This is a genomic window from Staphylococcus sp. FSL W8-1207, assembly GCF_038003745.1.
Lineage (GTDB): Bacteria > Bacillota > Bacilli > Staphylococcales > Staphylococcaceae > Staphylococcus > Staphylococcus equorum.
The window spans coordinates 162,925-179,345 of record NZ_JBBOPU010000002.1; the positions used below are offsets into that span (position 1 = coordinate 162,925).

The 16,421-nt window shown below is 30.1% G+C and carries 13 protein-coding genes and 2 pseudogenes; 1 reads left to right on the forward strand and 14 read right to left on the reverse strand.

Annotated features, from left to right (window positions below; all coding sequences use genetic code 11):
- Positions 1 to 790: 790 nt before the first annotated feature.
- The 3 genes from cidR to isaB form a co-directional block, all read right to left on the reverse strand.
- Complete coding sequence (gene cidR / locus NSR03_RS10480; RefSeq protein ID WP_002508530.1) at positions 791 to 1,666, reverse strand: cidABC operon transcriptional activator CidR; 876 nt, start codon at positions 1,664 to 1,666, stop codon at positions 791 to 793.
- Between the two features lie 40 nt (positions 1,667 to 1,706).
- Positions 1,707 to 2,555 (reverse strand): class A beta-lactamase, encoded by an 849-nt coding sequence (bla, locus tag NSR03_RS10485; RefSeq protein WP_069821027.1) that lies wholly within the window; start codon positions 2,553 to 2,555, stop codon positions 1,707 to 1,709.
- Positions 2,556 to 2,751: 196 nt separating this feature from the next.
- Positions 2,752 to 3,348, reverse strand: a complete 597-nt coding sequence (gene isaB, locus NSR03_RS10490; protein ID WP_069821028.1) for an immunodominant staphylococcal antigen IsaB family protein — start codon at positions 3,346 to 3,348, stop codon at positions 2,752 to 2,754.
- 223 nt (positions 3,349 to 3,571) lie between these two features.
- Here isaB and NSR03_RS10495 point away from each other — a divergent pair, with 223 nt between their 5' ends.
- On the forward strand, positions 3,572 to 3,877 hold the full coding sequence (locus tag NSR03_RS10495) for a monooxygenase (RefSeq protein WP_069821029.1): 306 nt from the start codon (positions 3,572 to 3,574) through the stop codon (positions 3,875 to 3,877).
- 108 nt (positions 3,878 to 3,985) lie between these two features.
- On the opposite strand, the gene NSR03_RS10500 is transcribed toward NSR03_RS10495, so the two are convergent.
- From NSR03_RS10500 to NSR03_RS10550, 11 genes and pseudogenes are all read right to left on the reverse strand, one after another.
- Positions 3,986 to 4,825 carry a sialate O-acetylesterase gene (locus NSR03_RS10500; protein ID WP_069821030.1) on the reverse strand — a complete coding sequence of 280 codons (840 nt, stop codon included), beginning with the start codon at positions 4,823 to 4,825 and terminating at the stop codon, positions 3,986 to 3,988.
- Between the two features lie 83 nt (positions 4,826 to 4,908).
- The gene (gtfB, locus tag NSR03_RS10505; RefSeq protein WP_069821031.1) at positions 4,909 to 6,234 is read right to left on the reverse strand and encodes an accessory Sec system glycosylation chaperone GtfB; all 1,326 of its coding nucleotides are present in this window, start codon (positions 6,232 to 6,234) and stop codon (positions 4,909 to 4,911) included.
- A pseudogene (gene gtfA / locus NSR03_RS10510) lies at positions 6,227 to 7,731 on the reverse strand (accessory Sec system glycosyltransferase GtfA). Before gtfA ends, gtfB begins: the two are co-directional and overlap by 8 nt.
- Positions 7,732 to 7,761: 30 nt before the next feature.
- Entirely contained in the window at positions 7,762 to 7,950 is a 189-nt protein-coding gene (locus NSR03_RS10515; RefSeq protein WP_069821032.1) for a hypothetical protein, read from the reverse strand.
- A 327-nt stretch (positions 7,951 to 8,277) separates the two neighbouring features.
- Positions 8,278 to 8,841, reverse strand: coding sequence for a TetR/AcrR family transcriptional regulator (locus tag NSR03_RS10520; protein ID WP_069821033.1), 564 nt, complete (start codon positions 8,839 to 8,841; stop codon positions 8,278 to 8,280).
- A 428-nt stretch (positions 8,842 to 9,269) separates the two neighbouring features.
- A complete protein-coding gene (locus tag NSR03_RS10525) occupies positions 9,270 to 9,971 on the reverse strand; it encodes an LPXTG cell wall anchor domain-containing protein (RefSeq protein ID WP_340719230.1) in 702 nt (233 codons plus the stop codon).
- A 45-nt stretch (positions 9,972 to 10,016) separates the two neighbouring features.
- A complete protein-coding gene (locus tag NSR03_RS10530; protein ID WP_340719231.1) occupies positions 10,017 to 11,645 on the reverse strand; it encodes a fibrinogen-binding adhesin SdrG C-terminal domain-containing protein in 1,629 nt (542 codons plus the stop codon).
- 961 nt (positions 11,646 to 12,606) lie between these two features.
- Positions 12,607 to 12,795, reverse strand: a pseudogene (locus tag NSR03_RS14480) (YSIRK-type signal peptide-containing protein); the annotation flags it as partial.
- Between the two features lie 643 nt (positions 12,796 to 13,438).
- Positions 13,439 to 14,305: a UTP--glucose-1-phosphate uridylyltransferase GalU gene (gene galU / locus NSR03_RS10540; RefSeq protein WP_069821231.1), complete on the reverse strand. Its 867-nt coding sequence runs from the start codon at positions 14,303 to 14,305 to the stop codon at positions 13,439 to 13,441.
- A 30-nt stretch (positions 14,306 to 14,335) separates the two neighbouring features.
- Positions 14,336 to 15,574, reverse strand: a complete 1,239-nt coding sequence (locus NSR03_RS10545) for a DUF6270 domain-containing protein (RefSeq protein WP_069821232.1) — start codon at positions 15,572 to 15,574, stop codon at positions 14,336 to 14,338.
- Positions 15,575 to 15,592: 18 nt separating this feature from the next.
- Positions 15,593 to 16,324, reverse strand: a complete 732-nt coding sequence (locus NSR03_RS10550; protein WP_141714507.1) for a glycosyltransferase — start codon at positions 16,322 to 16,324, stop codon at positions 15,593 to 15,595.
- Positions 16,325 to 16,421: the final 97 nt, after the last annotated feature.

A 16,421-nucleotide genomic window follows, 5' to 3' on the forward strand; every position in this document is an offset into this window, starting at 1 on the left:
CATTGGACAGTGTAGTCAGGGTCGCTCTTGTTTGAGAGATATTTATCTAGAGGGTTATTACTTTTAATATTACTTCAACTGAAGCATAAGCTTTCTTAAATATATGAAGGCATCTAGCAAGTGATTTTTATAATCTAGGAATGCCATTACCAAATTGCATTGTGCCTGTCTTGTTGTCTGTTATACAACATCGCGTACACCTATCACTTTATAATGTAATGACATGCTACTTGCTAAAATGCCGTTAATATAACGCGCGCTTTATATATTGCTTGCAAGTCACGTGTTACAACACATCTTGTTTGTACAGAAAAAAGTTAACCAATATTTAGAGAGATAGGGGTTGTTTTCAGTTTTTTAATGGGAGAACTGATGAATTTTATTGGTTTTAACTATAATTCTAAAACACGCAACTGTGCAAGCATTGGTTAACATACGATACATTTGTATCTATATTACAAATGTATCACGTATCTAATCCTACTTTCATCTCTGATTAGTAAGTTATGATTACCATCTTTATAAAATTTGAGGACTCCCTTAGTTATCTTCTGCCGTTATGAGTCCTGAGTTGAATTATCATTTATTATAAAAGCTATCATATATTGATTGTACGTGGATATTCATACATATTGAAAACTCAACTTATAACCATTTCGCAATGATCAGTTAATCAGTACTCATAACCCTCTACAACTTCTATTATATTACGCCTTTATCTATGATTAAAATACATAGTTGGAATATTTGACATTCCTTAGTGGAATACTTCAACTTTGATGACACTTTTTTATTTCAAATCCTTTAAAAAATTAATCCATTCATGCGTAACGTGATTCATATAACTTTCTTTCTTCCATATAACACCTAAATTCCACGCTACATCAGCACCACTTATTTCAATGCCGACAACACCATCATTTAAGATATTGACGATACTTTCAGGTAATATACTCACGCCAATACCATCACGAATCATATTTTCTATAAAAGTAATTTGAGACATTTTAGCTACTGTTTTAGGATGAAATCCTACTTTTCTACAGCTTTCTATAATTTGATCTTTCAGGTAATAGTCATCATGAAACATAATAAAGCTCTCATCTTTCAAATCACCTAAATAGATAGATGATTGTTGGGCTAACTCAGAATTTTTATCAACGATAAGTAATAACTTCTCCTTATATAGAGGTACCGCATGATAGATATCCTCATCCACTGGTAAAGTTGTAATACCGACGTCAATTTCATCGTTGTTCAAATAAAATTCGACCGCTTTCCCGCCGCCTTCAATGACTTCATATGTCACATTAGGATACTGGGAATGAAACTGGTTTAAACTTTCCGTAAACAACCTGACATTCATAATTGCCGATATGCCGATGCGGATATGACCTCTTTCTAAATTCGTGACGTCGCCCATTTCTAATGATAAATCATCTAAGACTGCTAATGCTTCAACACACTTATCATAAAAAATCTGTCCTATATCCGTTAGAATAATATGTTTTTTTCTTCTATCAAACAAAGTAATATCAAATTCGTTTTCAATGCTTTTAATATTTTTACTAATTGTAGACTGTGCGATATATAAATGTTCTGAAGCTTGTGTCATTCCACCATTTCTCACAACTTCTACAAAATATTTCATTTGTTTTATTTCCATATTCTGCTCCTCTGAATAGCCCTATCATCATTTTATTAACTTAGCGTAATTGCGCAATTGCTTCTTCAGCAGCATCTGCAATCACTTTATCATCTGGCTGACCATCTTTGTCATCTTGTTTTGTATAAATTGCAAGAATGATTGGCTTTTTATGTTTATCTGGATAGATAAATGCTAAATCATTACGCGTAGCATATGTTAAGCCCTGACCACTTTTATCTCCAACGATATAGTTGTCTGGTACACCTGCTTTAATTAAACTATCGCCTGTTTCATTTTCAATCATAACTTGTTTCAGTAAATCTAAATTCCCGTCACTTATTTGGTCACTTGTTAAAATTGTATTTAATGTCTGTGCTGCAGCTCTAGGTGTTGTAGTATCGGCTGTACTATTTGGATCATAAAGATTTAACTCCGGTTCTAAGCGTTGTGGATTAGAAATATTGTCACCCAATTGCTTCAACTCATGTTTAAAGCCTTTAACGCCACCAAGTTCTTCCATTATTTTATTATTAGCCGTATTATCACTTTGTAACATAGATGCTTTAATTAAATCTTTAAGCGTCATCTGTTTGCCTATGTAATTTTCAGTTACCGGTGAATATTCTACAATATCTGCTTCATTAATTGTTATTTTTTTATTTAAATCTTTATCTGAATAATTATTTAATAACACACCGCTCGCGATGGCTTTAAAAGTAGAAGCAAATGCAAACCGTTCATTCGCATTGTGTTGAACTTTTTTACCATTCTCAGTATTAATACCATATACCCCAACTGTTGTATTATTATCTTTTTCTATTTTATCAAATTCATTCGCTGATACCGTACCATTGCTCATCATGAAAAATAATGCACTAAACACTAAACCCCAAAAAACTTTTTTCATAACTATCCATCTCCCCTTAATTTAAATATACCCTTATGCTTATGCTAACTATAATTATTATATTACAAAAATACAATTATTTATAAATCCCTAAATTTTTGCTTCTACAATAAAAACCCCTCATTGTCATAATCACTAACAATGAGGAGTGAACGAGTCATACTTTATAATAACTGTAACTCATTATTCTGTATGGCTATTGGCTTATAGTCATTTCCATTAAATTATCTTTTGTATCAAAGAACGCTGTGTAGCTGCCTTCATTTGTTTTATATTTTACAAACGTGCCATCCTCGTTACCAAGTTTTCCTTCTTCAGTTATTTCATTAGAACTGTGTGCATCTTTAAACGTATCCTTTGAAACTGAATCTGGTTTAGTGAAGAAAGTTGTTTGAACAACTTCATCATCTTTATTAAATGATGCTGTTGTATCATAAGTTGTTTCGTTATATTCAACTTTAGAGTCTGCTTTTGGATCTACTTTATAGCCATCGATTGAGACATTATCATATTTTAACGCTCTTACAAAGTTGTAATCTTGTGTAAATGAAGCATCATATGTTGTATAACCTTCGTAGTTATACCATGGTGTTTCAGCTTTTAATTCTACACCACTCGCACTACTTTCAGTGTTGGCACCGCTAGCGCCACCTTCACCGTGCCCCCATTTCTGTACTTGCTCTGACTGCGCTTTGACTTCTTGATTATTACTCGTTATATACGCTGCGGAAGAACCTACGACAAGTGTTGATACTATGACTGTTGAAGATAGTAACTTTACTACTTTATTCATAATAAATCACTCCTATTTTGTAGTTTCCTTTTTGGCAAGTGTAATTATTCACCTTCATCATACTCCAAATCATGTTAATTGCAAGGATTTTCTCTTTTATATATTAAAATTATTATCAGAATTAAATTAGATTTTTTAACTTAAGCAGTTGAAATTTTACCAGTATATGATTTAAACATGTATAGTGAATATATGATTATGAAATTAGAAAGGATGATTTTTTATGGTACATATCTTACAAGTCGATTTTCCTTTAGATGGTCCGTTTGGAGATGAAATGGCACGACAATTCGAGGATTTAGCAAAATCGATTAATGATGAACCAGAATTTTTATGGAAAATTTGGACCGAGAACGAAACAGCAAAAGAAGCAGGTGGTATTTACGCCTTCGACAGTAAAGCGCATGCTGAAAGTTACTTAAATATGCATAGCGAACGACTCAACACTATGGGAGTTACGGAAATCAACGCCAAAATATTCACTATAAATGAAGGATTAACACAGATTACAAACGGTCGTGTTGAGTAGATTTTTGACAATAGCGTATTAAAAATACCCCAGCAATAGCATCACCTAAAAAGTGTGCGTATTGTTGGGGGATTTTGTGTAAACTTTAAAATTTCCTGGGTAATCACTTTAATACATCTTTGCCATTTCTTCTGTAAATGTTTGGTAAGTTATCTCATTCTTAGATAATCGTGCTACTAACATATACATTTGTTCATTCTTTGTATATTCTTTTTTATATAATAAATGATCCGCTTTCTTTTCATCTGGTAACGGGTCTTTAATGTTGTCACCTTGTGAAAATGCTGCATAATATCGCATACCGAATAAGCGCTGTGACTGGGCATCGATATGAATCTCATCAGGATTGGCTGTTAAACCTTGTGCCGTTACATAGAAACAGTTATCTTTTGCTTCTGCTACAGTTGTAATCACTTCATTAATTTGAGTGTATTCTGATGCACTTTGACCAAATGCTGCTTTGCCTAAGAAGTCTCCTAGCAAGCCCATTACGAATGGCAGTTGAGGTGCATTAAGCGCTTGTCTAAAATGATCCACAACTTGATTTAACTTAATTTCGTAGTCAAGATGCTTACCCTCTAAACTATCACTTTCACCTTGATGCCATAATATACCGATAAGTTCACTGCTTTCCATCGCAAATTCAGCTTCAGAAATCGCATGTCGTGTTAACACTTGATCCTCTGACCAATCATCAATCGTTGTACCACCATCTGCACACGGGATTAAGCCAATTGTTTCATCTGGATGATCATCTAACCACAATTTAGCAAACGATGCTGCGGGGCCAATACCTGCAACAGAACGATCACTATGTATCGGCTCGTCCATCATTTGCCATCTACCATTTTTCAACACTTGAATGCGCTCATCTACGATTGGCTTCACGCTATCGATAAAGCCACGCCCGGCCATATTAGACTGCCCTATAAGTAAAATTGATTTCATATAAATTTCCCTTTCCGATTTTGGAATGTATGTACTATTAGTCATAAATATCATACCTTAAGTGTGAGTATTTATAAATTAATTTAATGATTCAATGATTTTATAAACTCATCTTTACTAATAGACCCAGCTTGTTGCAACTGTAATTGCAGTCGATCCTCTAAGTTTGATTTGTCTTCTATTACCTGTTTTAATGTATTACTTAAAGTTTCAGGGATTGCTTCATCAAATAGGTTGGCATCTGAAGTAACATCTTTATTATGGGCAGTTGTATTGTATCCTAATATTAATAAATTATAGTCAAATGCTGCACGAACTGCGTCTAGTATTTCAGAACCTTTATTTATATCTAAATAAATATCACATTGTTTATATAGAGAAATAAATTTTTCCCTTTTAGCATTTGGATATAAATTTACATTTGAATATTTATTCAAATGTAACAATTTCATAGACATTTCAGTTTTTGCCGCAACATGAAAGAATATATTGGGGTAATCTTGCACCATTTTTTCTAAATGCGGTAATTGATCAGAATTTGTTAATGTTAAAACCTTATTAGTATAATTATTGGATTTAACGAATTTATAAACATAACCAGATTGGAAGATTCGATTATGATATTTTTCATCAATTAAGTCTATTACATTTTGGTAAGCAGACTGACTTGGTATAATAATTTTATAAGATTTCTTCCCCTTTTCAAGCACATTTTCCATATGTTTAATAATATCATTTGTAATATCGCCTTGCCAAAAAATACTGTCGTTTCCTGAATTAGGCAATCCATTAAGGACTGCTGCAGGAACTAAAAATGAATTAATCAAAAAATCTTCAGTTTCAACTTGTGTAACATTAAGATAAAATTTAACAAACTGAATTTTAGAGTGGAAAAAGTATTCTTTATCATTCCAAAATAACATAATGTCATTTGTCACAAAATTCTCTACCATGAATTCTTCATTAGCATGGTTGAAATATCTTTTTAAAATTCTTCTTTGTGAATTCGCATCTAAAATTACTTGTGCATACTTCTTTCCTTGTTTATTGTAATAATCTATATATTGTGTATGTCCACGTTTATTCAACCATTCGACACGTTCAACAATTCTCTGTTTATAATTCTTTTTATAAATAATTCTTGCCTTAATTTCATCTGAGTTTTTGATGAATGCACCATTATTATTACCTTCTATCTTCCAAAATCTCGGTATTTTCACTTCATTAAAAAATAATGGGCGTGAGATTGTTTCATGGCTACCGGCGAAAAAGTTATACGGTGTTAGTACATCATCTGGTAAAAACCCATTCTCTTCTATAACAATTGTTTTTCTCTGTATACCAGCATGTTTGAACGATTTAAACAGCACAATTGCTTTTTTATCAAAAACTCCAAATAAATTAATCATACAACACCTCGTTAATTAAGTTATTCCATTTTTGTATTACAACAGTTTGCGTGAATTTATCTGCGATTTTATAGGACACTTCGTGAAATTGGCTAATATCACTTTCAAAAAATCGAACAATATTATTAGCTATATGATTTATAATATCGTCTTCAGCTTGTTCATTTAAATCAATAGGTATTAAATAACCATTTTTTGATTTCTGATAAATGTCGGGTTCCCATAATTAACATCAAATCCGATTATACCTAAACCTGAGCCTATCGCTTCCATTAAAGTTAAACCAAAGCCTTCACTCGTAGATCCTGATAGAAACAGCTCATAGTCTTTATACACTTGATTTAAATTCACATGTCCTTTTAATTTGATATAGTCCCATGCATTATTCGTTTTAATCAAATCTGTTAATATTTGTTTTTGACCGCCTTCTCCATATATATCAAATGTAATTTGAGGAACTGATTTTTTAGCCTTCAACACAGCTTTTACTAACCAATCAACATGCTTTTCATGAGCTAATCTTGAAGCTGTAATAATTGAATAAGATTTTCTTTGATTAGGTTTAATTAAAGTATTCAAGCTACCAACAGGAATAGTATATATCTTGGGAACTTTATGATAATATTTTTTAAATTGCTCAGTTAACAGCCTATTTTGAATATCAGTCGCTGTAATAAAGAAGTCAATTTCATTTTCATTCATAAAAACATATTCATAATGATTATTCCATAGAATATAAGTTGAATTTGTTGATGACTGATTATAATGCTCAGCATGGATGACTATGCCTAAGTGCGCTTCACCTTTGTTTTGAATAATTGTTTGTCCGACATTTTTAGAACGGTCAACTATTATTATATCTTTACTAGTTAACTCTAGACTCTCTAAGAAATACGCTATAAATTCTTGCTTTGTATATAAGACTTTATTTTCAAAAACAAACATACTTTCATCATCGTTCACATATTCATTATATGCTATCGAGCCGTCCTCATTATAAAACGATCTCATATAGAGTTTCGCAACATTATCCTCTGGAGCGAAGTGTTCTGACAGTACACGAACATATGTGAAATAATCTCTTTTAAGCAGCTTTCCATTTGAATAGTACTCCACTCTGTCGACAACTTCGTTATCTTCATATTTCAAATAACAGACTGCATAATTTTTGTTGTTATTATAATATAATCGTCTCGTTTTGCCACTATTTTCGATCTTTGTTACTTCAGAATGCAATTGTTCTATTATTTCATCTATTGTGACACTTGTAGATGCTATTTTCACATTTGTAAAATATTGATATAACCACACTATTTCCTCATCATAAAAACCAATATTTTCAGTTAAAGTTTGAATATTCTCTTTATCAGTAAAATCTAAAAAAACAAACTTAACTTTTTGGCTACAACTTCTTAATAACTGAGCTCTGTAAAATTGTGCATATTCAACACCACTACTCGCCCACCCAATTCCTAAATTAATATTATAAATAGTCACCTTCGCACCTCATTATAATTTACCTTTATATTAAATAAATACTTTCATTAAATTTATTATTATTAAAAGAACTAAAATAAATGTGGAAATAAACTGAAGTGTTAAAAATTGCTTTTTCTCTTTTTTTGGTTCTTTTTCAACATCGTAATCACTTAATTCTTGTTCGATTTCTTGATTCATTCTATCTAAAACATTATTTCCTATTTCATTGTTACTCATATTGATACCTTCTTACTTTTTTATGATTAGTTAATTTATTTTCATTTTTTCAATTAGCTTGGAGTTTCACATTTTCTGACTAATTCAGTTGTGTTTATAACTTATATCGTTGTATTATTTTCAATCTTCAACATACGTTATTACGTAAATTTACTTTTTACCAATAACTGACTTTTGGTCAGTTACTAATAAAAATTGTAACTCTTAATAATTTCGATTCTATTGCCATTGAACATTCCATCATAGAATATATCTTGCATACTTTTTGAAGATGTAATATAAAACAAGGTTAATATAATAATTTTATCTTATTTTTTAATCTTTTAATTATTCTTGGAAATGCTGATTTGAAATTCCGTTAATACCGTCTGTTATCATTGTTATATAAGACGCTAACACCTTGCCATTGCTGCTACAATCATTTTCTAAAATGTCTTCTTTTATATAAAAATCAATAATACCTAAAATCATTTTTGCTTTAAAAACTGATACTTCTGATTCATCATTAAATAATTTCATAGCAATTATCTTTCTGAAAGGTTTATAACCTGTACGCACACCATTCATTACTGCACTTTCACTAGATGCTTCTATCAATCGATTTATCAACACGCTTTTTCCGACTGTAAAATTAATAAAAACATTAAATAAATCTCGAATGATTTCCTCTGTCTCCTTTTTATCATCCAAGTAGTTTATTTCGTATTCCATTGCATTTATCATTCTCATTCCAATAATATCTATTAATTGACCTTTATGTTCAAAATGGTAATAAAAAGTCCCTTTACCTAGTCCAGCCTCTTTACAAATATCAGCAATTTTTAATGAATAATATCCTTTTTCAATCAATAATTTCTGGCCTGTTTCTATAATTAAATCTCTTGTTTCCAATTTTTTAATTTCCTTTCTATACAGATTTTATATAATAATATAATTTATTCAATAGTTTTATTTATAAGCAAAACATCAAAATTCTTTCTCTACGCAAAACAGTTATAAAACCAGAATTTATAGAGTATTTATATACTATACAACATAAAGTACAATTATAGAAATTTAAAAAAAACGATAATTATAACTATTAATCAAAAATTAAGGGATTAGAAACTCTTTTACCAACCATATTTATTTTCCATAATTTTGACATATTCAAAATAAATACTGCTATCCAAAATACTATTTTAAAAGCAAATATAAACTGCATTTTAACTTTACGCAATAAAAAGCCAATCTCATTTTCAAATTATGAGATCAGCTCATTATTAACCGAAACTGATCTAGCTACTTGGTATTTTATGATTAAATAAATTATTAGCTAATTAATTGGTTTCAGTATTTTTTCTTCTTCGTTTTCTTAACAGAGCCATTCCTAAGAGAGCAGTTACAACAGCAATCAAACCATTATTTTTATTATTGCTCCCAGTATCTGGTAATTCTTTGTCTTCCGTTTTTTTGTCATCTATCTCTTCATATGTTTTATTCTTATGTCTTTCATCATTTGATTCACTTTCACTTAATGACTCACTTTCACTAATTGACTCGCTCTCACTCAATGATTCACTTTCGCTTAATGACTCACTCTCACTTAACGATTCACTTTCGCTCAATGACTCACTTTCGCTGATTGATTCGCTCTCACTTAACGACTCACTTTCACTTAATGACTCACTTTCACTCAATGATTCGCTTTCGCTTATCGACTCGCTCTCGCTTAATGATTCACTCTCACTTAATGATTCACTCTCACTTAATGACTCACTTTCGCTAATTGATTCGCTCTCGCTTAATGACTCGCTCTCACTCAATGACTCACTCTCGCTTAATGACTCGCTTTCGCTTAATGACTCGCTTTCGCTTAATGACTCACTTTCACTTATTGATTCGCTCTCACTTAACGACTCACTTTCACTTAATGACTCACTTTCACTTAATGACTCACTTTCACTTATTGATTCACTTTCGCTTAATGACTCACTCTCACTCAATGACTCTGAATCACTTATTGACGTACTTTCACTCAATGATTCGCTTTCGCTGATCGACTCGCTCTCGCTTAATGACTCACTTTAGCTAATTGATTCACTCTCGCTCACTGACTCCGAGTCACTTATTGATTCACTTTCGCTGATTGATTCGCTCTCACTTAACGACTCACTTTCACTTATTGATTGGCTCTCACTTAACGACTCACTTTCACTTATTGACTCACTTTCACTTATTGATTCGCTCTCGCTTAATGACTCGCTTTCGCTTAACGACTCACTTTCACTTATTGATTGGCTCTCACTTAACGACTCACTTTCACTTATTGATTCGCTCTCGCTTAATGACTCACTTTCACTTATTGATTCACTCTCGCTCACTGACTCTGAGTCACTTATTGACGTACTTTCACTCAATGATTCGCTTTCGCTGATTGACTCGCTCTCACTTAATGACTCACTTTCGCTAATTGATTCGCTCTCACTTAACGATTCGCTCTCACTCAATGATTCACTCTCACTTAACGACTCACTTTCACTTATTGATTCACTCTCGCTCACTGACTCTGAGTCACTTATTGACGTACTTTCACTCAATGATTCGCTTTCGCTGATCGACTCGCTCTCGCTTAATGACTCACTTTCGCTAATTGATTCACTCTCGCTTAATGACTCGCTTTCGCTTACTGACTCAGAGTCACTTATTGACGTACTTTCACTCAATGATTCACTTTCACTAATTGATTCTGATTCTTCTTCACCTTCGCCTTCTGCCGAATTGTCTGTTAATTTGATAAAATTATAGTAATTTACATAATTATAAACACCATATTGACTTGTAGAATACATATCTACTGACTGTATTAAATCTTTTTTAAGTGATTCATTTTCCATAGATACTACTTTAATTACATAAGAATGTCCAAATAAATTACCAAAATCAATTCCAACTGCATTAAGATATTCTGTGAATTTAAATTGATTAGTTACATCTATAAGATTTGCTTCATCATTGTAGTAACTGTCATTTAAAGTAACTCCATTTCTTACTTTATAAATTTTAATCTGCGTATTTCTATTTATTTGAGCTGAACTATCACCTAATTTATCTTTGTAACCTTTAATAAGAACTTTTGAATTATACGCTGTTTTTTTCTTAGGATTAATATAAATAGTTTGTTCATATTTTTTTGTTTCACTATTATAATGTGTAAATGCTGAGCCAATATTCGATGATGCTTGCTCTTCATAGCCACTATCATAGATAACACTTATATTTTGTGAAACAATTTTGTCACCAAATGTATAAGTAATTCTTTCATTTGAACTATTACGAACCGTATCTCTATCAATATACTGTGAAAGTTTTATATTACAGCTGATATTCTTTTTGTTGTCTGCAAAATCAGTAAAAGTATATGTATACTCTTTTGTTTTTGGATTATACACACCTAAGGCAATGATATTACCATCCTTATCTTTAATTGTTGGTGCGCTTGTATTGCCATGATTTAAATCATCACTGATGGTATTATAAGAACCTTTAAATTTAAAATAATCACCTGATTTAATTGCTGTTTTAGTTTTAAAAGAAATGGTTAATTTAAAACTTTCAGCATCAATAGGTCTAATTTTATTATTTTTTACGCTTATTGTTGTATTTGTAAAATCCACTTGATTGGTTACATCATTACCAGTGATTTTAGAATTCAAAATTTTTCTTGGTTTTGTATTTGAATCAGCTCTTTCAGTAGATCTTGCCGTTGCGATTGGTTTAGTTTTCTCTTAGAATATTATATCTCAACGCAAGCGCTAAAATTTGTTTTTTCACTTCTTCTGATGATAAATCATAGATATTTTCTGGTAAATATTTATTAAGCTTCTTTTGATCATTTTTTTCAATGTTATTCTCTATATAAAAATCATTTACTATTTTTTCATTTCTTTTAGTATTTTGAGGAATTGTTGCTTTCTTTGGTTTTAGTTGCTCTACATTAAATTGTTTGTTTTTAAGCTCTTTAGTTAATCTATTTTCCTCATTTTCATTATTTCTTGTATTGGACTGTTTTTTCAAATTCGTTTCTTCGTTCTTCTCTGATATAATTTTATCATTATATTCTGGTTGTTCTTTTGGTACTTCATTCGGAATTTCATTTGCTGAGCGTTTATCTCTTACATCATTTTTTTCTACTGGTGCTTCTTCTTTTACTTCATTTTTTTCTACTGGTGCTCCTTCTCTTACTTCACTGTTTTCTGCTGGTACTTCTTCTTTTACTTCACTGTTTTCTGTTGGTACTTCTTCTTTTACTTCACTGTTTTCTGTTGGTACTTCTTCTTTTACTTCACTGTTTTCTGTTGGTACTTCTTCTTTTACTTCACTGTTTTCTGTTGGTACTTCTTCTTTTACTTCACTGTTTTCTGTTGGTACTTCTTCTTTTACTTCACTGTTTTCTGTTGGTACTTCTTCTTTTACTTCACTGTTTTCTGTTGGTACTTCTTCTTTTACTTCACTGTTTTCTGTTGGTACTTCTTCTTTTACTTCACTGTTTTCTGTTGGTACTTCTTCTTTTACTTCGCTGTTTTCTACTTTTAATTCATTACTCATCATTTTTCGAGAAACATTAGCTACTTCACTTTCTCCACCATGCTTTAATTGAAGATTAGATTTACCTGTTTCACTAGTTTTATTAGCATTGTTGAATGATATTTCATTAGTAGTATTATTTTCCTCTGCGTCTGCTTCATGATTAACTATCCCAAAAATCAAAGTTGCTCCCAATAATATTGAAGTAGTACCCACACTCATTCTTCTTATTGAATATTTATTTTGCCTATTCGGTAAAAAATCGAACTTTTTCTTCATAAAATCCCACCTTAATATTTTATAAAATGATATTACCATAATACAAGACATTAATAAATATTTTTCATTATTTTTAGGTTATTTCATTGAACACCATATAGTTGCAATATTCTAATTAAACAGAATATTATTAGTATATATTATTCAATGTTTTATTTTACTAATCGAAATGATCATTTTGTCTTAATAATACAAAAAACCAAATGAGAAATCTTCTCTCATTTGGCTACAACTTATATTTAATTGATCATATAATAATGACCTACATAATCCTCTAATTAGAAAGTTTAAATTGTTCACATTATGGCTACATCCAAAGGTATAATTGATTGCTTATTATCTTAAGTCCACCACTTAATTGTACATTTGTTATAGTTACTTTATATATTTGATACAAAATAATACAAAAAGAATTTACTACTATTTTAAAAATAGAGTCATGTAAAGTATGTTTCGAAATAAAAAGTCGTTTAAAAATCATTAAAACATCAACCTTATATTGATAACTTACCAGAATCACATAGTATAGCTAACAGATCAATAGATAGGAGAGATCCAAATAACAGATGATAGACCTCATACTATCAACAAAGACCTAAATAACTTTAAACTGCCCTATTAGAATTATCATTTAATCATAATATCAAAGTTTTAGCCCTTTAATATACTCTTCAATTTCTGCTTTCATTCCACTGTCTTTCAAGGCAAATTCAATTGTTGTTTTAACAAATCCTATTTTTTCCCCTACATCATAACGTTCTCCTTCAAAATCATAAGAGTATACTTTATCATCTTTGTTTAAACGTTCAATAGCATCTGTAAGTTGAACTTCTCCGCCGCTACCAATTGTTTGGTTCTCTAGATAATCAAAAATACGTGGAGATAACACATACCTCCCCATAATCGCAAGATTAGATGGGGCACTACCCTGTTTCGGTTTTTCAACGAATTTTTCAACTTCATATAATGAATTTTCTTTTGATTTAGGGGAAATTATTCCATACCTATGAGTTTCACTGTCTTTAACAGTTTGCACACCTATAACAGACTTTTCCTTTTCTTCATAAATATCCATTAACTGTCGTATTGCTGGAGTTTCTGACTCGACAATATCATCACCTAATAATACTGCGAATGGTTCATTTCCTATGAATTGTTTAGCCGTATAAATTGCATGACCTAATCCTTTTTGTTCTTTTTGTCTCACATAAAAAATATTTGCTAAATCTGTTGAATATTTAACTTTATCTAGTAACTCCAATTTATTTTTTTCAAACAAATTATCTTCTAATTCTTTTTGTATATCAAAATGATCCTCAATAGCACGTTTGTGTTTCCCTGTTACGATTATTATATCTTCTATTCCAGCCTTTGCTGCTTCTTCAACAATATATTGAATTGTTGGTTTATCGAGTATTGGTAGCATTTCTTTTGGCATCGCTTTAGTAGCTGGTAAAAACCTAGTTCCTAAACCAGCTGCTGGTATTATAGCTTTTTTCACCTTGTTCATTTTATTTCTCCTTTTTATAGTTTTTGTATTTTAATTAACATTAATATTGAAATCTTTATAAAATATATTTCCATTTCTAAAAAGTATAGGTACAATTTTCAAATAATTACCGTCCAAGATAATAGTTTCATATTCAATATCCATCCATTCATCAAGTTGGTATTCTTTTAGTTGCATATACATATATTGATTTGCATCATTTTGTTTATATTTACTCTTTTGATCAAAAGATCGAACAGCAAGAATTCTTTTATCATCTAATTTTATTTTTGAGTCTATATATAATTTGAATTTTATTTTTATCGTTGTAAAAGGTGAAATATCAACAGGAATACTTGCGCATTGTTGATACTGATTATTCAAATTCCCTTCACTTTTAATATTTAAAATTCCTTTATCAAGTATTTGAACCTTATTAATAATTTGCCAATCTTTTATCCCTAAATTTTTAGATACTTCTTTTTCATTATTTTTTCTTTCATCATAGTCGTTAAGTTCACTTTTTATGATAATTTCATCTAATTTGTTTTTAAAATCAATATAGTATTGTTTTTCAAAGTGTACATAATGACTTCCCCATATATGATCTGGATCTAATTTATAATTATTTCTTTGGTCAATAAATAATACTTTATAATTATTAATAATATACTTATTCATATGATCCCATATTTCATTAAGAAAATTCACATCTTTATCTATTCCAATTTCATCTTTTATAAAATTAGTTACATTCCCTATTTTAAAACTATCAACGAATTCAGATTGATGTAGTATCAAATTAGTGTTTGGTAAATTAGTTTTAATGAAATCAAAAAAGCTATCAATTGATTCTTTCCATATTTTATAATAACTCTTTAAATTATTCTCAAATGATAAGGTTTGTCCCTTCTCTATATTATTGTTGAAAATATTTGTTCTTGAAAAAAGCCATCTTTTATTAGTTAAATAACCACCATTTATATCTTTAACGATACCAAAAAATAAATCTCCATAAAAATCGATTAATATATATTCTGGTTGATTTTCAATCAACTCATTTAATATACTTTTATTCATTTCTGTTTGAATTTGGTTAATTGAAAAATCATCCATATTTTTATATTCTGCATGCTTTTTATCATACTCAATCGGCCTACTCATTAAAGATGGAAAGGTTATTTGAGATTGATAAGATAAAACCTCGTAATTGCTTTTCCAATTTGTTACATGTTTGCTATTAAAAACATCTCTTGTTATACAACTTCCAATAATACTTAACGTTATCATCTAAATTCTCCTTATAGATTATTTAATAATAACATTATTAAAATAATCTATAATGTCATTATTATATGCATTAAAATCAAAATTTTTAAAGGGTATTTGAGCATGAATAAACTTATACATACCTATGTATATGTCATCAATATTAGTATTAATAAGCAGCCCATTTTCATTGCTAATTATTGATTTGATTCCCGTAACATCAGTAGCAATTATCGGCTTACGTAAGACTCTTGCTTCTAATAGAACCATACACTGACCTTCATAAATTGAAGGCATTATAACACAATTAGCGTCATTCATAAGTTTGAATGGATCATCTATAAAACCTAATAATAATACTTTGTACTCTAACTTCAAATCTTTGATACAGCTAATCAATTCTTCAAGTAGTGGTCCTTCGCCAATTATATATAATTTTACATTTTTATCTGATTGAATTAATTTATTAAAAGCTACGATTAACGCTTTTTGATTTTTTTCAGGTGACAACCTTCCTAAATTAATAAATGTAGTTACTTTTTTCTCTATGCTAACATTACTTTTAGTTACAAAATCATAATATACTTTCTCATGCCCTTGTGAAGCCTTTTCTAAAACATTATCTCCATCAATTATATTACTCAAAGTAAACATTTTTTTATAATCGTCAATATATGTTGGATATAAAAACTTTTTATTAACACTAGTTGCACTTTCAGAAACTGATATAATTTTATGAAATTTATTTAGGACTTCAAATGATATTTTCAAATTTGATTGGTGCTTATACTTGTTATCAATTATTTCGCCGATTGTAAAATTAAGCTAGACACATAAGAAAAGCCACTCGTGATACACTCAAAATGAA

What these genes read in the sequence shown, in the direction of transcription:
- cidR (WP_002508530.1), bottom strand. Translation starts at nt 1,666, where the DNA reads ATGGAAATAAAACAAATGAAATATTTTGTAGAAGTTGTGAGAAATGGT.
- bla (WP_069821027.1), bottom strand. Translation starts at nt 2,555, where the DNA reads ATGAAAAAAGTTTTTTGGGGTTTAGTGTTTAGTGCATTATTTTTCATG.
- isaB (WP_069821028.1), bottom strand. Translation starts at nt 3,348, where the DNA reads ATGAATAAAGTAGTAAAGTTACTATCTTCAACAGTCATAGTATCAACA.
- NSR03_RS10495 (WP_069821029.1), top strand. Translation starts at nt 3,572, where the DNA reads ATGGTACATATCTTACAAGTCGATTTTCCTTTAGATGGTCCGTTTGGA.
- NSR03_RS10500 (WP_069821030.1), bottom strand. Translation starts at nt 4,825, where the DNA reads ATGAAATCAATTTTACTTATAGGGCAGTCTAATATGGCCGGGCGTGGC.
- gtfB (WP_069821031.1), bottom strand. Translation starts at nt 6,234, where the DNA reads ATGATTAATTTATTTGGAGTTTTTGATAAAAAAGCAATTGTGCTGTTT.
- NSR03_RS10515 (WP_069821032.1), bottom strand. Translation starts at nt 7,950, where the DNA reads ATGAGTAACAATGAAATAGGAAATAATGTTTTAGATAGAATGAATCAA.
- galU (WP_069821231.1), bottom strand. Translation starts at nt 14,305, where the DNA reads ATGAACAAGGTGAAAAAAGCTATAATACCAGCAGCTGGTTTAGGAACT.
- NSR03_RS10545 (WP_069821232.1), bottom strand. Translation starts at nt 15,574, where the DNA reads ATGATAACGTTAAGTATTATTGGAAGTTGTATAACAAGAGATGTTTTT.